The sequence below is a fragment of the Galbibacter sp. genome, assembly GCF_035306585.1.
Classification (GTDB): domain Bacteria; phylum Bacteroidota; class Bacteroidia; order Flavobacteriales; family Flavobacteriaceae; genus Galbibacter.
In genome coordinates this window covers 14,889-37,154 of record NZ_DATGNU010000044.1, presented here as the reverse complement: position 1 = coordinate 37,154, position 22,266 = coordinate 14,889, and the positions used below count along the sequence as shown (strand labels likewise).

Sequence of the window (22,266 nt, the reverse complement as noted above, 5' to 3'; positions counted from 1 at the left end):
TCATGAAGAAAAATATATTTTTTATAACGGCAATTTTTGCGCTGTTACTGCAATCAGTAAGTGCGCAGATCCAACGAATTGAGCCCCCTTTTTGGTGGAGTGGCATGCAACATTCACAGTTGGAACTTATGGTATATGGTGAAAATATAGCCGAGTTAAGCCCTAAAATTGATGGCATTAAAATCCTTGAGGTGAAAAGGACTGAGAATCCAAATTATTTATTTATAACCTTGGATACTAAAGAAGAGGAGCCTCAGAAGTTTAAAATTGTATTTGAAAAAAATGGAAAACGCAAGTTTTCTAAAACCTATGAACTTAAAGAGCGAAGACCTGAGTCCGCCTTGCGAAAGGGTTTTGATTCCTCGGATATGATTTATCTCATCATGCCAGACCGTTTTGCCAATGGTGACACGTCTAATGATAGTCATAAGGATGTTGTGGAAAAAGTAAATAGAGCACATCAAGGTGGACGTCACGGTGGGGATATACAAGGGGTCATAGATCATTTGGATTATATTAAATCTCTAGGTGCTACCGCAATTTGGAGTACGCCCATGAATGAGGATAATGATTCAACCTATTCTTATCACACCTATGCACAGAGTGATGTTTATAAAGTAGATCCTCGTTATGGAACCAATGAAGATTACAAAAGATTATCTGAGGAGCTTCATAAACGGTCTATGAAACTCATTATGGATTATGTTGTCAACCACTGGGGAATTACACACTGGATGATGGATGACCTACCAACCTATGATTGGATTCATCAATTCCCTGGCTATGGTCAGACCAATTATAGAATGAGTACACAGATGGATCCGAATGCCTCTGAAATAGATGCGTATTACTGTATGGATGGTTGGTTTGTCAGTACGATGCCTGACCTTAATCAAAGAAATCCATTGACACTTAATTATTTAATTCAGAACGCGATTTGGTGGATTGAATATGCAGATTTAGATGGCTTTAGAGTAGATACGTATTCTTATAATGATAAACAAGGCGTTGCGAAGTGGACTAAAGCTATAATGGATGAGTACCCTAACTTTAACATTGTTGGAGAGGTTTGGATGCACGATCAGGCGCAAATTGCCTACTGGCAGAAGGATAGTAAGGTTGCTGCAATTCAGGATTACAACTCTTATCTCCCCTCGGTGATGGACTTTACCTTACATGACGCCATTACGGCTTCCTTCCAAGTGGAAGAACCTAGCTGGGATAAAGGAATGATACAGGTATATGAAAATTTTGTAAATGACTTTTTGTATCCAGATATTAATAACATTTTGGTCTTTGCGGAGAATCACGATACACAGCGGATCAATCAAATTTATAATTCAATAGCGGATTACAAACTTATTATGACACTTCTAGGCACAGTTCGCGGTATTCCACAACTTTATTACGGATCGGAAATCGGAATGAAAGGTGATAAGGCAAAAGGCGATGGTGATATTCGCAGAGACTTCCCTGGAGGATGGGAAGGGGATGCGCACAATGCCTTTTTAGCGGAGCAGAGAACCGAGTCAGAGAATGCATATTTTGATATAACTTCCAAGATTTTCAATTGGAGAAAAACAGCTACAGCCATTCACAATGGTAAAACAACTCAGTACATTCCAGAGAATGATGTGTATGTGTATTTTAGATACAATGACCATCAAACTGTAATGGTTGTGATTAACAATAGCAAGCAGGAACAGACCTTGGAACTAAGTAGATTTAAAGAAAATATCAAGGGTGCCAAATCAGCAAAGGAAGTGCTTTCCGATCGTGAAATAAACCTTGGTGATACGCTTACCATTGCCGGTAAAGAAAGTTATATCTTGGAGATTTTGTAATACAAAGGAGTAATAATAATGATGAAGAAACTTTCGGTTATCTCACTGCCCGTTCTGGTAATGTTGTTTTTGATCAGCTGTACACCAACAGCCAATGATAAAAAGCAAAGTACTACTGTGGCACAAACACCAACGGAATCCAAAAAAGTAGTATATCAGGTGTTTACTAGATTATTTGGAAACACCAACACTACCAATAAAGCTTGGGGAACCAAACAGGAGAATGGCGTAGGTAAATTTAAAGACTTCACCCCGGAGGCCTTAAAGCAAATTAAAGATTTAGGGATTACTCATATTTGGTATACTGGAATACCGCATCATGCACTTGTTGGTGATTACACCAAATATGGCATTACCAATGATGACCCAGAAGTTGTTAAAGGAAGAGCTGGCTCTCCGTATGCGGTGAAGGATTATTACAATGTCAATCCTGATTTGGCAACTGACCCCGCAAATAGGTTGGAAGAGTTTAAACAACTCCTTAAAAGAACCCACCAAGCTGGAATGAAAGTTATTATCGATATTGTTCCAAATCACCTAGCAAGAAATTACCACAGTGTATCAGCCCCTGAAGGTGTTGAAGACTTTGGGACAAGTGATGATACTACAGTACAATACAAGCGGGATAATAATTTCTATTACAATCCAGGGGAAGCTTTTGAGTTGCCTAAATGGAGGGATGGTTATCTTCCCTTAGGAGGAGAAAGTCACCCACTTATTGATGGTCGTTTTAAGGAGCATCCTGCAAAATGGACAGGTAATGGTGCTAGGTCATCACAACCTGATCAAAATGATTGGTATGAAACTGTGAAGGTTAATTATGGGATATCTGTCGATGGTACAAGAGCGTTTGACTCTTTGCCAAAGGGATATGAAAATGAACCTTTTCAGAAGCATTTTGAATTTTGGAGAGATAAACAAGTGCCTGATTCGTGGGTGAAATTCAAAGATATAGCGCTATATTGGATAGCCATGGGGGTTGATGGATTTCGATATGATATGGCCGAAATGGTCCCTGTAGAATTTTGGAGTTATATGAATTCCGCTATTAAGATGAAGAACCCAGATGCATTTTTACTGGCTGAGGTCTATAACCCGGCCTTATATCGAGATTATCTATATAAGGGTAAAATGGATTATTTGTATGATAAAGTTGCCATGTATGATTCTATAAAACAAATCATGAAAGACAATGGTAAGACGAGTTATATTGCCCAAGTGCGTAAAGCCTCCAAAGACATATCACCTCATTTACTCTACTTTTTAGAAAATCATGATGAGCAACGAATTGCAAGTCCTGAGTTTGCTGGAGATGCCCAAATAGGCAAACCAGCGATGACTGTACTTGCGACCATCTCTACGGGGCCTGTAATGATTTATTTTGGACAAGAAGTCGGAGAACCTGGAGCAGAAGATGCTGGTTTTGGTAAACCCAGTAGGACTTCTATTTTTGATTATGTGGGGGTACCTCACCATCAAAGATGGATGAATGGAGGAAAATTTGATGGTGGACAAAGCACCCCACAGGAAAAGCAATTGCGAGACTTCTATAAACGATTGCTCAATGTGGCCGAGAGTCAGCCTGCGATCATGGGACATATGAAGGATATTCATGAGTATAATATTGAGAATAGCCCTGGTTATAACCAAGATGTATATTCCTTTGTAAGGTACACTGAAGATCAACAATTAGTGGTGATTTCAAACTTTGATACTCAAAACACCTATGCGTTTGAATTGCAACTCCCAAAGGATCTTATGGCGACTTGGAACCTTGATAAAACAAAATACCCTTTGAAGGATTTGCTCTATGGAGGCAGTAACAAATTAACGTTAAGAAATGATATTGGGACTGTAAAAATTAGGATAAATCCATTGCAATCATTTATTTTTGAAATTCAGTGATGTGGAAGTACCACCTGTAAAACTTCAAAGATGTTAAAAAAACAAGGACTATTGACACTCGCAATGGTGAGTGTATTAAGCTGTACTGAAATGAAAGAAGATCCCATTATAATAGGCCATAGAGGCGCTCGTGGTCATGTGGTAGAAAATAGCCTGCCATCTATTGAGAAAGCAATTGACCTAGGTTCTGATGCCATTGAAATTGATGTTTTCAAAATAGCCGATGGATCCATTATTGTTTTCCATGATCAAACGGTGGATCGGTTGACTCAGGCAACAGGACCTATTGAAGCCTACAGGAAAGAAACCTTGGATACGCTCTCATTAGAAGGAGGTGTAAAAATACCTACCTTAGCGCAAGTGTTGGATTTGATCGATGCAAGGGTAGTTTTAAATGTAGAGCTCAAAGGAGCTGGGACAGCCAAACCAGTATTTGATATTTTACAGTATTATATAGATACAAAAGGTTGGAAACTCAATGATTTTATCATCTCTAGTTTTCGGTGGGATGAATTGGAGGCCATCAGAGAATTGAGTCCACAGATTCCTATAGGGATTCTGACAAGCGAAGATATCGACGGTGCTATTTTAGAAGGAGAAAAGTTAGATGCGGTCGCTATACATCCTCATTTTAAAAGTTTGAATTCTCAGAATGTCGAACGTATGCATGAAAAGAATTTTAAAATATATCCCTGGACTGTCAATGATACGGCCGATATCAATGCTATGAAAAGATTTAAAGTGGATGGTATCATTACGGACTACCCAGATCGGATTCAGGGAAGCCGATAAAATAAACCTAATTTTGCTGCATGGATTTTGACGTTATCATTGTAGGAGGCGGAGCAGCGGGTTTTTTTACTGCTATACAACTGGCTAGATTGCAGCCAGAGCGAAAGATCGTAATACTTGAACGTGGCAAGGAAGTATTAACGAAAGTTAAAATTTCTGGAGGTGGACGTTGCAATGTGACACACGCCATCTTTGATCCCAATGAATTTGTAAATGCCTATCCTAGGGGCAAACGTGAACTAAAAGGTCCCTTTCATAGCTTTTGCAGTGGCAACATCTTTGATTTTTTTGAATCATGTGGAGTGGCTCTTAAGATTGAAGAAGACGGAAGGGTTTTTCCACAAAGTGATTCATCACAAACCATCATTGATTGTTTTGTGGATCAAATCAATACTCTTGGTGTGAAGGTTCATGCCAGTTGCGCAGTAAAATCCATCCACAGAACGGATCTAAAAGAAACTCCATGGGCGCTAGAAACCACACAAGGAGACTATCGTGCTGCTCATGTGGTGATTGCCACTGGAAGTAATCCTAAAATGTGGGTTCAATTAGAAAATATGGGTCATAAACTGGTAACGGCAGTGCCTTCGCTCTTTACGTTTAATATAAAAGACCACAGAATTCAAGGCCTTATGGGACTCTCCACAGAGGCCAAGGTTAGTCTGCTTAATCAGGCTGGGGAACCGATTGATTTGGAAGTCTCTAGTGCATCTACCTCCAGTGGACCTTTACTAATTACCCATTGGGGGATGAGTGGCCCTGCAATTTTAAAATTATCCGCCTGGGGTGCACGAGCGCTCCATCAAATGAACTACCAATTTAAAATTCGTGTAAATTGGTTGCCCCAATATACCTTGGAGGCTATGGTATTGCATTTAACTGAATTAAAACAGGAATTTGCTAAAAAGCATGTTTATAACACCAGACCATTTGATCTTCCAAAACGTCTTTGGCTGAAATTACTTGAAGCCATAGGCGTTTTAAAAGAAATGAAATGGGCTGATATACGTAAAATTCAATTAAGGCATTTAGCCCAGCAGCTCACTCAATGCCAATTCAGTGTCAGTGGAAAGAGCACTTTTAAAGAAGAATTCGTAACAGCAGGAGGAGTGGATTTAAAAGATATTAATTTCAAAACCTATGAGAGTAAAGTGTGCGATTCACTTTATTTGGCAGGTGAGGTTTTAGATATAGATGCTATAACAGGAGGTTTTAACTTTCAAAACGCTTGGACGGGAGGCTTTATTGTTGCTAGCGCCATTTCTAAGAAGTTAAGTAACTAGTTAAATCTTTTGAAGTACTTTTTGGATATGTAAAACTTGCAGCCACGTTCACACTTTAGCGTATCTTTGCCTAAACTGTAATTGACACATGATTTATAAAGATTTTATTTCTAAGCCTTACACTGACCAGTTGGAAGAGGTAGACTTTGGATGGCAATCTCCGAGCAATATCGCTCTTATAAAATATTGGGGAAAGAAAGAAATTCAGATCCCTGCAAACCCGTCCATAAGTTTTACCTTGGATAAATGCCATACCAAAACCCGGGTTCAGGTAAGTCCTAAAGTTCAATTGGAGAAGGAATTTAGTTTTGAGGTGTTATTGGATGGAAAGCCAAAACCTGATTTTGCGCCGAAGATTGAAACATTTTTCAAAAGAGTTCAACCTTATTTGTCTTTTGTCGATTCCTATCATTTTAAAATTCAGACGACCAATTCGTTTCCTCACAGTAGTGGTATAGCATCTTCTGCCAGTGGGATGAGTGCTTTGGCACTTTGTTTTATGAGCATGGAGAAAACCTTGGTTTCCGATATGGATCAGGAGTATTTCTATAAGAAGGCGTCCTTTTTGGCTCGCTTAGGTTCGGGAAGTGCATGTAGAAGCACCCAAGGACCTTTAATGGTTTTTGGGAAGCACCAAGAAATACCTCAGAGCACTAATCTTTATGGAGTCAACTACCAAGGTGAGGTACATGATCGTTTTAAAAATTACCAAGACACTGTTTTACTTGTGGATGTCGGGGAGAAAAAGGTAAGTAGCACCGTTGGGCACGATCTTGTTAATGGGCATCCTTTTGCAACTGCTCGATTTGAACAAGCTCACAAAAATCTATCTGCGCTATTGCAAATTTTAAAGCAAGGAGACTTAGAAGCATTTACTAAGGTCGTGGAGAGTGAGGCTTTGATGCTTCACGCCATTATGATGAGTTCTATGCCTTATTACCTATTGCTTCGTCCTAATACCCTTAGCATTATAGAAAAAGTATGGGAATATAGATCTGAGACCAATAGCAACTTGTGCTTTACGCTGGATGCAGGAGCGAATGTTCATTTGCTCTACCCTGAGGCAGAAAAAGAGACTGTTATTCAATTTATTAGAAATGAACTGGTTGTATATTGTAAAAACGAGCAGTATATTTGCGACCAGATAGGATTTGGTGCTAAAAAATTGTAATTTAGAAGTACCATGCAATAAGAGCATACATGAAAGGACCACTATTTTATTCAAAGATTTTGCTTTTTGGCGAATATGGGATTATTAAGGATTCCAAAGGCTTGTCCATACCTTATAACTTTTATAAGGGTGCTTTAAAGCTAAGTGATGATTTAACCCCAGAGGCAAAAAAATCAAATGATAGCTTGAGACGTTTTGCCGAACACTTAGATTCGCTTCAGCAAGAGGAGTCTCCTATAGTAAGTTTTGATATAAAACAATTAAAGGAGGATGTGGCTAAAGGCATGTATTTCGATAGTAGTATTCCTATGGGGTATGGTGTTGGGAGCAGTGGTGCTTTAGTGGCAGCTATTTACGATAAGTACGCTCACGATAAAATTACTGTACTGGAGAATTTAACTAGAGAAAAGCTCTTAAAGTTAAAACAAATCTTTGGCGCAATGGAATCATTTTTCCATGGGAAATCCTCGGGTCTTGATCCTTTAAATAGCTATTTGAGTCTTCCGATTTTAATACATTCTAAAGATAACATTCAGCCAACTGGTATTCCATCTCAAACTACCGATGGAAAGGGGGCTGTGTTTTTATTAGATAGTGGAACCACTGGAGAAACTGCGCCTATGATTCAGATCTTTATGGAGAGTATGAAGCAAGAAGGTTTTAGGAAAATGTTGAAAGATCAGTTTATCAAGCACACTGATGCTTGTGTCGAAGACTTTTTAAAGGGAGATGTGAAATCCTTGTTTGGCAATTTAAAACAACTTTCAAATACCGTTTTCACTAATTTTAAACCGATGATACCTGCAGAATTTCATAAATTATGGAAGCATGGTATCGATACCAACGATTATTATTTAAAACTCTGTGGCTCTGGTGGAGGAGGTTACTTCCTAGGGTTTACACAAGATATTGATAAGGCAAGAAAAGCGCTAGAGGGATATAAGCTAGAGGTCGTTTATAATTTCTAAGAATTTTACATTATGATAATTAGCCGAAGGCAGAAACTTTTACTTCTTAAGTTCCTAAGCCTTTTTTCGGTAATTAGGGGGTACAATGTTTTGGTGATCGCACTTGCGCAGTACCTTACCTCCCTTTATATTCTTGCACCTGATAGTTCCGTAACCGCAATTTTATTTGATCCTTATCTGTTTTGTATTGTAGCCGCATCTGCCATCGCAATTGCCTCTGGGTATATTATCAATAGTTTTTACGATGCTGAAAAGGACCTTATTAACCGTCCTCGAAAAACGTTGCTTGATCGCATTGTAAGTCAGCGTTTTAAATTAACCACTTACTTTGTACTTAATTTTGTGTCCGTTATTTTCGCCAGTTATGTTTCTTTTCGGGCAGTGGTGTTTTTCTCCAGCTATATTTTTGGAATATGGTTTTACTCCCATAAATTAAAACGAGTGACCTTTTTAGGGAACTTGGTTTCAGCGACCTTAGCTATTGCGCCATTCTTTGCTATTTTCGTCTATTATAAGAATTTTGAGTTAGTCATATTTGTTCATGCCTTGTTCTTGTTTTTAATTATCTTAATTAGAGAGCTGGTAAAGGATCTACAGAATATCACAGGAGATTTAGCTCAAAATTACAAGACCATTGCGGTGGTGTATGGCGAGCAGAGTTCTAAGTTAATTATTACCTTGTTTACATTATTGTCTTTTGTTCCTGCCTATCTTCTTATCGCCAGATTTGAGGTAGGATATATGCACTTATTCTTTTATGCTTGTGTATTTCTTATGTTGGTATTCTTATTTATTTTATGGCGATCATCCACTAAAACACATTACGTAGTACTTCACAATATTCTTAAGTTTATCATCATCTCTGGTGTATTGAGTATTCTTTTAATCGATATTAATCTGGTATTACACCGAATTAGCTGAAACCTACTGTCTTAATGCATCGAATACTTCTATGTAGCGGCTTAAGTGATTGGAGATGTTTTTTAATAATTGATTAGAATTAACATATCTTTGTTGAAAATTTAAAAATGAGCAGAGCAGATAATTCAAAAAAGGGGAAAAGTTTTGAAAGACAGGGTGGGGATCATAAGAAACGCTCTGGTAGACAAGGAGGACAGCCAAAGAAAGTGAGCTATTCTCGCGGAAGCGCCCCGATTCAAAAACAACATAAATCTAAGAAGACCCAAATTTCGCCCGATCAAATCAGGTTGAATAAATACATTGCCAATAGCGGAATTTGTTCTCGAAGAGATGCCGATATTTACATCGCCTCTGGAAATGTCACTGTAAATGGCCAGGTCATTACTGAGATGGGATATAGAGTTAATCTAAACGATGTGGTCAAGTTTGATGGTCGAGCAATTAACCCAGAGAAGAAAGTGTATATTCTTCTCAATAAACCCAAAGGATTTTTAACTACCACTAGTGATGACAAGGGGCGAAAAACAGTAATGGATCTTGTAGCCAAGGCTACCAAAGCTCGAATTGTTCCAGTTGGAAGGCTAGGGCGAAGTACTACAGGTTTACTCCTTTTTACAAATGACGGTGATCTAGCTAAAAAATTGACTAACAGTGGTCGTGAGGTCCGGAAAATATACCAAGTCACCCTAAATAAAACCGTTCAAATTAAGGATTTATATGCCATTAGAGAAGGATTAACCCTTGAAGATGGATTGGTGAGGGTGGAAGATGTTTCTACCATCGAAGGAGGAAATAAAAATGAAGTTGGCATCAAAATCCACAGTAATAAAAATAAAATTGTACATCGTATTTTTGAACATCTCGGCTATGAGGTGATTAAACTCGATAGGGTTGCCTTTGCTGGTCTTACCAAAAAAGATCTTCCAAGAGGAACATGGCGTCATCTTACGAAGCAGGAGGTAATTAACCTTCAGATGTTATAAGGGCAAAAAAATACCAGCAGTCATTTATGGCAATGGAAAGCTTATTTTATAAACCGGATTTGCAGATTTCGCTAGAGGTATCTTATAAACTATCACAATAAAGCCTAACAAATGTTATATTAAGTAATTGTTAGGCTTTAATTGGTTAGTAGTAACCTTTTTGTTTCCCTGAATTATATTCCAATAAAATTTGTGCTAGAACCTCGGGTAACGTACGTTCTATTAATCTTACGTTGTTATAGAATATAGTGTTTCCCGTCCTTTGGAAGCTTATCTTACAACTATACCTACTACTTAATGCAAATCGGCTGTTTGAGATATACTTCTTTTATAAAACAACCAAATAGGATACCGTATTCTATGGAAAGCACCCACAGATTCTCTTCAACATTGGGATTGGCATAGGCCTGATAACTCAAAACAACTATAAAACTCCAAACAACAGGGAATTTATAATTTGTAAAGACACTTAATAAAAGTGGGGTGACCACATACCAAGGATGTAAGGTCGTGGTGAAAAACAAATAAAAAGAAACTCCAAATAAAAGGCTTGCTGTAAGGGTTCTGGGTTTCTCATTTTTCCTTAGCAAGCTTAGAAGGAGGATAAATACCACCACGACTACTGCCATTTTCAAGCCAGCTAATGCTATAATGTTATATCCTTTGTACCAAAATCCGATTTCTCTGATGAGGTAGTAAAAGCTCGCGTTAAACTCGAAACTATTAAACCATAATCCAATGGTGTGTAGGTAGTTATCTTTAAGTTCATCAGAGAGAAATGGTATGAAAGTGGCAATGGCTACAATTATAGCAAGTACATAATAGCTTACAGGCTTTATTAAATTCCAATGTAATTCTGTTTTTGTCTTTCTCTCTGAGGTGAGTTGATCACCACTGGTACTTACACTCAGCCAACGAAACAATATGGGTAGCAGCAATAAAGGAATGAGTTTGGTGGCAATGGATATGCCAATTGAAACCGCAGACCCCACCCATTTTTCTTTTAATAAAAGGTATAAGGCTAGGAGAAAGAAAAAAATCATGACCCCTTCAAAATGTAAATTTCCAGTAAGTTCAATACAGATGAAAGGATTTATAAAATACCAAAAGGCTTGGTGCTTTTCTCGGCCCAATAGTGTCAAAACATTTCTGGCCATAAGAAGCACACCAATGTCAGCTGCAATAATTACAAGACGCAGAAAAATAACACTTCCCAATAGATTGTCCTGGCCAAAAAATGCGCTTAGAAAATAAAAGAGTTGGCTTACAGGTGGGTAATTACTGTAGTGGCCAGCACTTAAGCTTCCCATGCCTTGATAGAGCTCTTTAGCGGTAGGAAATAAAACCTCGCCTGCGGCCATTAATTCATCTGGTGTGTATAGAAATGGGTTGATTCCATTAAGGATGAGCTGACCATCCCATAGAAAGCGATAGAAGTCTTGAGAAAGATTTGGAATGGCGATCATAAAAACCAGCCTAGATAATACGCCAAAGCACACTAGTAATTTAAAATTGAATTTTTCTATCTGGAGGATTTTATAGAATAGAAAGAATAGCCCGGCGTATAAACTAATTAATTTTATGGTGTCATTTCGCTGTAAATCATAAGCAAACCCTCCATAAAAAAGCAAGCTGGAAATGATCAATAAAATCGAAAATTTATGAGCCTTTAAATAGTGCAATGGCTAGGATTTATAATTAATAGTGTGGTAAAGTACAAAACTAAACCCTAAAAACAACATGATATGAAATGGTAGCAAGCTATAATCCTTTAATATAAATGCACTACAGATACCAAATAAAAAATACAATAACAGGAAGGCTTCTAAAATGACCTTTTTTGAAATATTATTTGAGAGATACCTATTTCCTTTCCACTGGTCTTTGAGGGAATTGATGTTGAATTTTGGGGTTCGTACAAAGTCCGTTTTCTTTCCAGCATGACCCTGAACCACGGCAAGACTATTGTGAAAGGTAAAGCCCAGTAATACGGTAAAAAATGTAATAAATAGAGCGCAGTAACTTAAAAAATTTTTGACCTTACTACCTCTGAGTTGCTTATAAGTAAACCAATAGCATACAAACAAAATTAACGTGCTAAGAAGAAAGACAACGCTAATATCAAAGATCCAATTAGCAAATGTAGGTCGTTGTTTAAGATATAACACAGGAACACTAAGAACCGCTACTAAAAAAGCACATAGAAACATAGAGCTGTTTAAAAGGTGCAGCAGCCCATGAATTTTCGTTTTCAATGGTATATTTTTTGAATTTAATAGCTTTGGCAAACTCTTTCTGAAATTCTCTGCACCGCCTTTGTTCCAACGAAACTGTTGGCTTTTAGCTGCGCTGAGCACCACTGGAAGTTCTGCAGGTGTTTCCACCTGTTCTAGATATTTAAATCTCCAGTGCCTAAGCTGAGCTCTATAGCTTAAATCCAGATCTTCAGTTAGGGTGTCACCTTCCCAATTTCCAGCGTCCAAAATACAAGACTTACGCCAAATACCTGCTGTGCCATTAAAATTGATAAAATGTCCACGAACACTTCTACCGCCTTGTTCAATGGTAAAATGTATGTCCAGGGCAAAGGCTTGAATTTTGGTAAGAATAGAATAATCCCGGTTAATGTGGCCCCACCTGGTTTGTACAACACCAATATGTTGGTCTTTAAAATAAGGTACAGTCTTTTTAAGCCAGTCCGATTTAGGTAGAAAATCAGCATCAAATATGGCAATATATTCTCCTTTGCAAATAGCTAGGCCTTCCTTTAGGGCCCCAGCTTTAAACCCAGTCCTGTTATCACGCCGAATATGGGTGATATCAAGTCCTTTTTCTTGAAGTTGTTGAATCTTATGGACTGTTTTTAAGATGGAACTGTCTGTAGAATCATCTAGCACCTGAATCTCAAGTTTATCCCATGGATAATCCAGTTTTACAATATTGTCTAATAAACGTTCCACCACGTATGCCTCATTATAAATCGGGAGCTGTATGGTCACTACAGGGATTTGTGAAGGGTCATCGAGATCAAAAACTTCAGCCTGGATAGGTTCCTTTCTGGATCTTAGATAATTTATCAGTAAATTTAGTTGTGTTAGACTATAGAAGAGAATTAGTAGCAGTGCCAAAAGATAAATTCCAAAGACTATATAAGAAAGGATTTCTATCATTTTTTCATACTGTATTTGAAGATCCAACCTAATATTTTAATCCCCGCCATCACCGTGCCCTTTACCGTGCCAGATACCTTAGATACACCAATACGCTCTCGGTATTTTACAGGAACTTCCGTGTAGGAAAATTTCTTTTTTAATACCTTTAGTTGCATTTCTACGGTCCAGCCATAGGTTTTGTCTTGCATTTCTAAAGCCAATAGTTTAGAATACTTGATTGCTCTAAATGGGCCTAAGTCGGTATAAGTGGCATTAAAAAACAACCTCATCAGAGATGTCGCTAGCCAATTCCCAAAAAGTTGTTGAGGCGTCATCGAATTTTTTGCCCTTCCCACGGCGGATCTGGTCCCAATAACCAAATCAATATCCTTGTCAATAATCGGGGCGATCACGCTCATGAGCTCCTCTGGATAGTCGGAGTAATCCCCATCCATGAAAACGATGACGTCTGGTTTAATTTCTTGGTTTTTAATATAGTCCATTGCCTTTAAACAAGCATAGCCATAGCCCTTGCTTTTTTCTGTTAAAACTGTTGCTCCAGCGCTTTGAGCAACCTGGGCGGTGTTATCAGAGGAATTGTTATTAACCACAATTACTTGATTGACTATAGCTGGAATATCCCCTATGACCAATCCGATGGAAGCCTCCTCATTATAAGCAGGAATGATTACATTTATTACGTGCATTTAAAAAAGATCTTTGACACTTGGGGCAAATATACTTGCAACACATTTAACGATCGCTTGGAAGCTGCTTTTAATTTATTTTACTAAGATCAACTAGATCAAAATCATCTTCCTTGGCTATGATAGTTTTACCTATCCTTCCTTTTAAAGGTCCGTTCTCTAGCTTGAGGACTCCTCTAGGGCAGACGGAAGAACATATCCCGCATCCTACACAAGAAGCTCTGATGATATTCTCCCCTTTTTGAGCATAGGATCTCACATCAATTCCCATCTCACAATAAGTGGAACAGTTTCCACAGGAGATACATTGGCCGCCATTTGTAGATATTCTAAATCTAGAAAACAACCGCTGCTGTAGCCCTAAGATAGCAGCCATAGGGCAACCAAATCTACACCACACTCTATTTCCAAAAATAGGATAAAACCCTGTTCCAATAACTCCAGAGAAGATCGAACCAATTAAAAAAGCATAGGTGCTTCTTATGGATTCTGGATTAAATATAAAAACATTGTTTCCAAAAATAAAATGAATACCAATTAGCCCTACGATCACTGATAAAAAACCAATAGCTCCATAACGTGCATCTTGCTTGAGCTGCTCTTTTCGATATCGCCAAATAAGGGCAAAAACAATCGTGAGTACCACAGCTACGCAAATAAGAAATACATCTTTATTTAGCCAGTACTTTTCGGCATCATAGGTTAAATAACTGTGAACCACAGCGGTGGTCATCAAGATGCTAAATACTAAGACGCTGTGTACCATCCAACGCTCCCATTTCCATGCCACCAACCTCTTGTCTGATAAGTGTCTAAAGGCGTCGCCAGTGGTCTCTGCTAGTCCGCCACATCCGCAAACCCAGGAACAATACCAACGTTTTCCATAGAAGTAAGTGAATATTGGGGTGATTATAACAATAGAGGCAATACCAAAAATCAATAAAGCTAATCCAAGATCCCCGGAATTAATAAAGCCATCGATTCGATATTGATCGAAATTATAATAGTTTAAGGGCCAAATGTTTTTAATATCATAGTAAGGAAGATTGTATCCTTTTTCACCATTGAGCCGCGCCATAAGTTCTGGAATCATAAAGGCAAAACAGAGTTGAAAAAACATGACACTGAGGGTACGAATCACTTGATAACTGTTACCCCAGTACTTCCAAATAAATTTTACCCCAAAGGCCAATATGGAAAGCGTATATAATGTCCCATAAACGAACCACTGACTAGCTGGACTACCACTTAATAACCTGCTCAAAGGATCAAATAGCGCAATCAGGCCAGTATTCGAACCCTGATAGCGAAGTCCCAAGTACTGTGGGAAAAAATACAGAATAATGTAAAACCCTGTGATGCAAATACCTAAAATCCATGCGTAGAGCCCTCTTGAGGTTAAAGATCGCAACCAAACACCGTCATTTTTAATACCTGCTGATTTATCGTTATAATATCCATAGCTATACAATACAATACCAGATGTGATCGATATTAAAGCTAGTGAAAGCCAGGTTGATTTATTCGGAAAGCTTAAATTAAAAGCGGCTAAAAACAAGATTATCATACCGAAAACTCCAATTAAAACAGCGAGTTTTTGGAGGGCGTTAATTCCAATAGGAGGTTCTCCAGATAGGGCCATGCTATGTGTTACTTTTGACTTCATCGTGCTGGATTTGTTCTTTAAATTTAATGGCTGCTCGCTTTATAACTTTAGGATAAAACTCAGGGTCAAAATTTAGTTTTGGCAAATTGTCAATGACAAAGGTAATATCCTTTTTTTCTGAGATCCAATGATCCGCAAGGGGATGACTTAAACGAATGCCAAGTGCGGTAATACCTAGTAATTCAGAAGTGTTCTTGTCATAGGCTAGGGTGATGCTTTTTCTGCCAGCGTCCTCTTCCCAGTAGAGATGGTTTTCAGCGCTGGAACAATGCGCACTTACCTTGCCATAGGTTTGGTATTCAACATCAAAAAACTTAGCAGAATTAAACCATACCCCAGGTTGGTAAGGGGTCCTTACCCCAGCAATTGTTTTGGCAACTGTTTCACCCATTATCCTTCCCGTGTACCACACGGCTTCGATAGCTTTTCGATTGGGTAAACTCACTCGCCGTTGTGCACAATCACCAATGGCATAAATGTAAGGGATATTGGTTTGTAAGACCTCATCTACTAATACGCCGCTATCTACCTCAAGCTCACTTGACTTTAAAAAGTCAACATTGGGCACAACACCAGTACTAAGACCTACAAAATCACACGCAATTGACTCTCCTTCAGTGGTGTTGATAGAAGCCACTCGACCATTGGAATCAGCAATGACTTCTTGTAGCGTCGAATTGAATTTCAGTTCGATTCCTTTGGATTCAATATGCCTCCCAATGAGTGTCCCCTGCTGTTTTGTAAGTATGTTTCCCCAATAGACCTCTTCTCTGACTAAAATAGTGACCTCAATTTCCCTAGAATGCAACATTTCTGCGAGTTCAACTCCGATAAGACCTCCTCCAACGATTACGGCCTTTTTACAACGTTTGTTGTTGGGTGCATTGGTTTGTAGCAATTCGAGATCCTCTTTGGAGTAAAATCCCTGTACACCCTTTAAATCACTTCCTGGCCAATTGTAATAAGCGGGCTTAGACCCTGTTGCGATAATTAGTTGGTCAAAGGTTATAACAGACTGATCATCTAGAACTAGTTGTTTCTGCTTTGTCATTAAGGTGATCACACGGCGCTTTAAAAGGTCAATGTTGTTCTTTTTCCAAAACCAATCTTCATAAGGTTTGATTTGATCAAATGTCAGATGTCCCATATAGACATACATCAGCGCTGTTCTAGAGAAAAAATAGTTCGATTCACTCGAGATGACCGTGATTTTAAAGTCACCTAACTTTCTAAGATGGCGTGCTGCGGTGATGCCCGAGATTCCATTTCCAATAATTACAATATGTCTCATTTTAATGTATTGTAGGACAAAGCATTCTCTGCAATATAAGAACTTCATCAAGAATAACCTTGAAGAGACATTCATTTTGGGTAGCTTAAATTTTGTAATAAACTACTTTGGATCATAAACTAAAAAATGCCAACCGCTCGGCTGGCACTTTTATAGATATGCGTCTTATTTTATGCTGGGTATTATTTTAAAATACCATCAATGATACCGTATTCAAGAGATTCATCAGCATCCATCCAGTAGTCACGGTTAAAGTCCTTCATAACTTTTTCAAAGGGCTGCCCACAATTATCTGCTAGAATTTGAGCACTTATCTCTTTTGTTTTGATAATTTCTCTGGCTTGAATCTCAATATTAGAAGCCTGTCCTCGCGCTCCTCCACTAGGTTGATGAATCATGACGCGAGCAAAAGGATAAATAAATCTTTTTCCTTTTTCTCCGGCAGATAAAAGGATCGAGCCCATAGAGGCTGCAAATCCCGTACAGATTGTTGATACAGGACTTTTTATAGCCTTCATTGCGTCGTGTATTGCAAATCCAGAGGTAACATAACCACCTGGACTATTAATGATAAGTTTAATTTCTTCATTATTTAAACTGTCCAAATACATCAGACGATCTACTACATGTTTGGCTGATTTATCATCTACCTGCCCCCATAAAAATACAGTGCGCTTCTCTAGATGTGCAGCATCAATTTTATCTTGAATCTTTGTTTTTGCCATAGTTTCCAATTTTTCCAGACCAAATATACTTAATTTGCATTCAAATCTCCTTGTTTTTTCTTGTGAAATGGATAGAATTCCTGTTGGATAAAATCTTCGGGGATTTCTTCTTCACCTCTAAATCCAAGTTCGATATCTCTTCCGCTATAAGGAATATAGTTAGTTCTAAAGAGGTAATCCCACAGGCTTAAGGTGATGCCAAAATTCACTCCATAGGAATTGGGCATTTTTTTACTGTGATGCCAAATGTGCATTTTTGGGTTGTTTAACAGGTATTTAAATGGCCCGTAGTCCCAACCGATATTTGCATGATTTAAATGGCCAATAGCAATATTGAAAAAATGCACCAGTGCTACAGCCTCTACCTGAAATCCTCCAATTAACGCAACCGGTATGTAAAGCATGGAGTTGTAGAGTACTGGCTCCATCCAATGGTATCTAAAATGCGCAGCAAATCCCATTTCTTTGACCGAATGATGAATTTTATGAAAATTCCATAAAAACGGAATTCGGTGCAATCCTAAATGGGTAGCCCATTGAACAAAATCCGTGATTAAAAAGAAAATAATGAGGGATAACCACCATGGCAAATGGGATAAATCAAATAATTGAAGATGCGCTAAGGAAACCCCAAAACTGCCGAGTAAATCAATGAAAATGGCCTCCACTGTATTTGATAGTGCAATGAGTACCATTAAATTCAGCAGGAAAAAATTGAAAAACAAATAGAATAGGTCTAACCAGAAATCCTTTCGAAATACTTTTTGATTTTTTCGCCAGGGAAAAAGAAGCTCTAATGCCCACACTCCAAGAGAAATTACCAGCAAGCCATAAAAATAGTTGTCCCAGTGAAAACTGGCGATTTCAGAGATCAAGTAGTTAAAATACTCTGAATACGAATTGTAGAAAATATCAAAATACTTCTTCATTGAAATGCTATCAAAACAACCGAAAAATTAAGAAATTTTGTCACCACTAATTTTAAAGCGACCTACTTCCAATCCCCTTAATAACCTCCTTGAATAATCGCATCATTTTAGGTTCTGCCTCTTCCGCTATTTTAATGATCTCACTGACGCTTACTGGTTGTAAGTTGTCGGGATCTCCTTCATCAGTAATAACAGATATTGCGGCAACAGGTAGATTTAAATGGTTGGCCACAATCACTTCAGGGACGGTGCTCATTCCTACTGCATCGGCCCCGATTAGTTTTAAATATCGATATTCCGCTCTGGTCTCTAGTTGAGGTCCTATTACCGAAGCATAGACCCCTTTTTTAAGGGTGATTCCTTCTTTTTTAGCAGCATTCAATAGAGCCGTTGAAAGTTCTTGGTTATAGGGTTGACTCATGTCAACAAAACGTTCTCCAAAAAGGGATACCTCCTTGAAGGCCAGTGGGGAACCACCTTGTAAATTAATGTGATCATCGATGAGCATTAGCATCCCTTTTTTAAGGTCCAAATTAATGGAACCAGCAGCGTTGGAAATTAATAGTTTTTTAATTCCAAGACTATGCATCACCCGAATTGGGTAGGTGATATGTTTGAAATCATACCCTTCATAGAGGTGAAACCTTCCCTGCATCACAACAGTTTTAACTCCTTCTATTTGGCCAAAAATCAGCTTGCCGCTATGAAACTCTACCGTGGCTAATGGGAAGTGTGGGATGTGGTTGTAATGCGCCACAATAGGGTCTTTAAGCTCATCTGCAAGTTTTCCTAATCCTGTTCCTAGGACTATTCCGATCTCAGGAGCATCAAATCCTTTTTTAATTAAATATTGTGATGTCTCATTTAGTTGTTCTTGAATCATTTTTAATAGTTTAAATATTTTTGAAATACCGAGTGTTGCTCTAAGTCCTGGTAAATATCAATGTCATTATACCTATGCAACAAAGCTACCTCTTGATCTTTAAAATGCGATAAGGTGTCTTTTAAAACCGAATTTTGTCCCCAATTCTTATTTTCAAACAATCCAGGGAGGATCTCTTTTAGCCCTATCAAGTAGTATCCGCCATCGGTAGCTGGGCCAAGTACCACCTTGTGATCTGTTAGCTTTTTAAATGCCATTGTTATATCCTCTGGAGTTAATTCATATAAATCGCTTCCGATAACCACTACTCTTTTGTATCCAGCTTTAAACCCATCTTTAAAAGCATTTTCCATTCGCTGCCCTAAATCTTCACCTTTTTGTGTTTTTTTGCTGTAATTAGGGCCGCTCCACAGATCGTCCTCTATGACTTCCGGGGTGTAATACACCCATTTGTCCGTTTGGATCAATGCAGTGACAGAAGCTGTTTTTCTCAACAAAATATGATAGACTTCCAGGGCTTTTTCAGCACCAATTTTTTTAGCTAGTCGGGTTTTAACTTGACCTAAAACGGGATTACGAGTAAAAATAATTAGTAAGGTGTCCTTATCCATTATAAAAATTTAAATAATACTTCCCTGACAGCTACTACCCGCACCCGCGGTGCACCCATAACAATGCTGAGAGCAGACGACCGATCTATTGTTCAACTCCTGGAGGTTGAACTCGGAGATGTGCTGTGATTTACAATCGACCTTTAGCTCGAGCATTTGATTAAAATCACAGTCGTATAACCAACCATCCCATCCCACTGATAGGGTGTTGGTACACATGAGGTCCATTATCGCCTTTGGATTAAAAGCCTCCACCAACGCGTACATATAATCTTCGTAATTCTCCGAAGCTACTAAATAATCCAGATACCTTGAAATAGGTAAATTCGTCAGCGCAAAAAGCCTGTGAAATTCAATCTTGAAATCTCGGTACAGCATTTTTTTAAAATCAGCCTCCATGGCACTTTGATCACCTGGTAAAAACGCTCCCGAAGGATTGTACACTAAATCGAGTTTTAGCGCACTATTCTTTAGTCCATAGCCTACTTCATTAAGCTTTTTTAAAGCTGAAATGGATTTATTAAAAACACCCTTTCCTCTTTGTTTATCGGTTTTATCCATAGTCCAATGGGGCATGGAAGAAACCACATGAATGTTATGAGCTTTAAAAAATTCTGGGAGGTCCTGGTACTTTTTATTAGCCTCAATAATGGTTAGATTACTTCGAACAATAAAATCTTTAATTCCCATTTGGGAGGCTTGTTGTACAAACCATCGAAAGTCGGGATTCATCTCTGGGGCTCCACCTGTTAAATCCAAGGTGTGAATTCCAGTGGATTGTACAACGGCTAAACATTGCTCCATGGTTTGCCGAGTCATGATTTCTTTACGATCTGGACCAGCATCCACATGACAATGTGAACAGACTTGGTTGCACATATAACCAAGATTAATCTGTAAAATTTCCAGCGATTTCGGCCTTATTGGAAACTGGTCCAATTCACTGAGCTTATCTTTAAACTTAGGAAGACTTCCATCGGCAAAAATCCCCTCAGATAACAGTTCTAATTGTGGTTGTGACTTCGCTAGTGCATTTGCTCTTTTGTGTAAAGATTGTATAGACATTTATCTTTATAAATTTTTTATCACTCTTCATTACATAGAGAGCTTTTCATATTTATTCATCATCTGAACCCCGTGTACGAGCGTTGCGCCACTTTCAATGGCGGCCCCTGCATGGACCGCTTCCATCATTTCTTCTTTGGTAATACCGCGTTGTAATCCATCTTTGGTATAGGCATCGATACAATAGGGACACTTTACTACATGTGCCACTGCAAGTGCAATTAACGATTTTTCTCGAGCACTTAATGCGCCTTCTTCAAAAACCTTTCCATAATAATCAAAGAATTTATTGCCAAGTTCTTCACTCCATTGCGTGATGTTTGAGAACTTTCTTAAATCTTCTGGCCTATAATATGTTTTTTCCATGAAATATAAGTTTGTAATGTTAAATTATTAAATATGCTATCTCAGTAATGTGATTTGCCCCTATTTATTTACATAGCTAATTTTTAAGTTGTAATTTAGAGATTCACTAGTAAAGATAAAGAAAGAAAAAATTATGAAGAAAGGATTTCTAATAGACATGGACGGGGTTATCTATGAAAATGACACCTTAATTCCAGGAGCAGATACGTTTATCAAAACCCTGCAAGAGGAAAAGATTCCATTTTTGTTTATGACAAATAATTCCCAACGCACGCCCCTTGATACTGTAAATAAAGTCGCTAGAATGGGGATTGATATAACTGAAGAAAACGTATATACTAGTGCCATGGCTACAGCCTATTTTTTGTCATTTATGAATCCTAACGGTACTGCATACGTACTTGGTGAAGGAGGACTAATAACGAGTCTTCATCAACATGGATACACCTTGGTGAATCAAAATCCAGATTTTGTGGTGGTCGGTGAGGGTAGGAATTTCACTTTGGAAATGGTTAATAATGCGGTGGATATGATTCTCTCAGGTTCGAAATTAATTGCGACGAATCTCGATCCTTCGCCCATGAAACAAGGTTGGTCCAATCTAGGGATTAAGGCTATTGTAGCCATGATCGAAGAGGCGACCAATAAGAAGGCATTTTCTGTTGGCAAACCAAGCCCAGTGATGATGCGTTCGGCTAGAAAGTACCTGGGAATGGAAGCCAAAGAAACCATTATCATTGGCGATACCATGGATACCGATATTTTAGGAGGAATCCAACTAGGGTATACCACTATTTTAACCCTGTCCGGGGTATCCAAAAAGGCAGAATTAAATAACTACGCCTTTAAACCAGATATGATTATAAAATCAGTGGCGGAATTAGACTTAAATAAAGTGCTTGAATTAAAGTAACTATTAGGGATGTTAAATAGTCCTATGTGCCAATAGAATTTTGGTAGATTTGTCTAATTTATACTCAGGGTGTTCGAACTGGAAAATTACA

20 protein-coding genes are annotated in these 22,266 nt (G+C 38.3%); 9 read left to right on the top strand and 11 right to left on the bottom strand.

The window, feature by feature from the left end; translation table 11 throughout:
• The first annotated feature begins 2 nt into the window (after positions 1 to 2).
• From VKY50_RS04880 to VKY50_RS04845, 8 genes are all read left to right on the top strand, one after another.
• Positions 3 to 1,844 carry a glycoside hydrolase family 13 protein gene (locus tag VKY50_RS04880; RefSeq protein WP_324299439.1) on the top strand — a complete coding sequence of 614 codons (1,842 nt, stop codon included), beginning with the start codon at positions 3 to 5 and terminating at the stop codon, positions 1,842 to 1,844.
• An 18-nt stretch (positions 1,845 to 1,862) separates the two neighbouring features.
• Entirely contained in the window at positions 1,863 to 3,749 is a 1,887-nt protein-coding gene (locus VKY50_RS04875; protein ID WP_414652294.1) for an alpha-amylase family protein, read from the top strand.
• Positions 3,750 to 3,779: 30 nt separating this feature from the next.
• Entirely contained in the window at positions 3,780 to 4,541 is a 762-nt protein-coding gene (locus VKY50_RS04870; protein WP_324299437.1) for a glycerophosphodiester phosphodiesterase, read from the top strand.
• Between the two features lie 20 nt (positions 4,542 to 4,561).
• A complete protein-coding gene (locus VKY50_RS04865; RefSeq protein ID WP_324299435.1) occupies positions 4,562 to 5,824 on the top strand; it encodes a BaiN/RdsA family NAD(P)/FAD-dependent oxidoreductase in 1,263 nt (420 codons plus the stop codon).
• An 88-nt stretch (positions 5,825 to 5,912) separates the two neighbouring features.
• A complete protein-coding gene (locus VKY50_RS04860; RefSeq protein WP_324299433.1) occupies positions 5,913 to 6,995 on the top strand; it encodes a diphosphomevalonate decarboxylase in 1,083 nt (360 codons plus the stop codon).
• A 29-nt stretch (positions 6,996 to 7,024) separates the two neighbouring features.
• Complete coding sequence (locus VKY50_RS04855; RefSeq protein WP_324299431.1) at positions 7,025 to 7,963, top strand: mevalonate kinase family protein; 939 nt, start codon at positions 7,025 to 7,027, stop codon at positions 7,961 to 7,963.
• Positions 7,964 to 7,978: 15 nt separating this feature from the next.
• Complete coding sequence (locus tag VKY50_RS04850) at positions 7,979 to 8,884, top strand: geranylgeranylglycerol-phosphate geranylgeranyltransferase (protein WP_324299500.1); 906 nt, start codon at positions 7,979 to 7,981, stop codon at positions 8,882 to 8,884.
• A 107-nt stretch (positions 8,885 to 8,991) separates the two neighbouring features.
• Entirely contained in the window at positions 8,992 to 9,867 is an 876-nt protein-coding gene (locus VKY50_RS04845; RefSeq protein WP_324299429.1) for a pseudouridine synthase, read from the top strand.
• A 290-nt stretch (positions 9,868 to 10,157) separates the two neighbouring features.
• Here the strand turns inward: VKY50_RS04845 and VKY50_RS04840 are convergent, their stop codons facing one another.
• The 11 genes from VKY50_RS04840 to VKY50_RS04790 form a co-directional block, all read right to left on the bottom strand.
• Positions 10,158 to 11,513 carry an MptA/MptB family glycosyltransferase gene (locus tag VKY50_RS04840; RefSeq protein WP_324299427.1) on the bottom strand — a complete coding sequence of 452 codons (1,356 nt, stop codon included), beginning with the start codon at positions 11,511 to 11,513 and terminating at the stop codon, positions 10,158 to 10,160.
• Positions 11,514 to 11,552: 39 nt separating this feature from the next.
• Positions 11,553 to 13,037: a cellulose synthase family protein gene (locus VKY50_RS04835; protein ID WP_324299425.1), complete on the bottom strand. Its 1,485-nt coding sequence runs from the start codon at positions 13,035 to 13,037 to the stop codon at positions 11,553 to 11,555.
• On the bottom strand, positions 13,034 to 13,726 hold the full coding sequence (locus VKY50_RS04830) for a glycosyltransferase family 2 protein (RefSeq protein WP_324299423.1): 693 nt from the start codon (positions 13,724 to 13,726) through the stop codon (positions 13,034 to 13,036). Before VKY50_RS04830 ends, VKY50_RS04835 begins: the two co-directional genes overlap by 4 nt.
• Positions 13,727 to 13,796: 70 nt before the next feature.
• Positions 13,797 to 15,392 carry a 4Fe-4S binding protein gene (locus VKY50_RS04825; RefSeq protein WP_324299421.1) on the bottom strand — a complete coding sequence of 532 codons (1,596 nt, stop codon included), beginning with the start codon at positions 15,390 to 15,392 and terminating at the stop codon, positions 13,797 to 13,799.
• Positions 15,370 to 16,683 carry an NAD(P)/FAD-dependent oxidoreductase gene (locus VKY50_RS04820; protein ID WP_324299419.1) on the bottom strand — a complete coding sequence of 438 codons (1,314 nt, stop codon included), beginning with the start codon at positions 16,681 to 16,683 and terminating at the stop codon, positions 15,370 to 15,372. Before VKY50_RS04820 ends, VKY50_RS04825 begins: the two co-directional genes overlap by 23 nt.
• A 182-nt stretch (positions 16,684 to 16,865) precedes the next feature.
• Positions 16,866 to 17,408 (bottom strand): ClpP family protease, encoded by a 543-nt coding sequence (locus tag VKY50_RS04815; protein ID WP_324299417.1) that lies wholly within the window; start codon positions 17,406 to 17,408, stop codon positions 16,866 to 16,868.
• Between the two features lie 29 nt (positions 17,409 to 17,437).
• Positions 17,438 to 18,337, bottom strand: coding sequence for a sterol desaturase family protein (locus VKY50_RS04810; RefSeq protein WP_324299415.1), 900 nt, complete (start codon positions 18,335 to 18,337; stop codon positions 17,438 to 17,440).
• A 52-nt stretch (positions 18,338 to 18,389) separates the two neighbouring features.
• Complete coding sequence (locus tag VKY50_RS04805; protein ID WP_324299413.1) at positions 18,390 to 19,220, bottom strand: purine-nucleoside phosphorylase; 831 nt, start codon at positions 19,218 to 19,220, stop codon at positions 18,390 to 18,392.
• Between the two features lie 2 nt (positions 19,221 to 19,222).
• A complete protein-coding gene (locus VKY50_RS04800) occupies positions 19,223 to 19,831 on the bottom strand; it encodes a TIGR04282 family arsenosugar biosynthesis glycosyltransferase (protein ID WP_324299411.1) in 609 nt (202 codons plus the stop codon).
• 9 nt (positions 19,832 to 19,840) lie between these two features.
• A complete protein-coding gene (gene arsS / locus VKY50_RS04795; protein WP_324299409.1) occupies positions 19,841 to 20,896 on the bottom strand; it encodes an arsenosugar biosynthesis radical SAM (seleno)protein ArsS in 1,056 nt (351 codons plus the stop codon).
• A gap of 30 nt (positions 20,897 to 20,926) precedes the next feature.
• Complete coding sequence (locus VKY50_RS04790; RefSeq protein ID WP_324299407.1) at positions 20,927 to 21,262, bottom strand: arsenosugar biosynthesis-associated peroxidase-like protein; 336 nt, start codon at positions 21,260 to 21,262, stop codon at positions 20,927 to 20,929.
• A 133-nt stretch (positions 21,263 to 21,395) separates the two neighbouring features.
• On the opposite strand from VKY50_RS04790, the gene VKY50_RS04785 reads away from it, so the two are divergent.
• A complete protein-coding gene (locus tag VKY50_RS04785) occupies positions 21,396 to 22,175 on the top strand; it encodes an HAD-IIA family hydrolase (protein WP_324299405.1) in 780 nt (259 codons plus the stop codon).
• Positions 22,176 to 22,266: the final 91 nt, after the last annotated feature.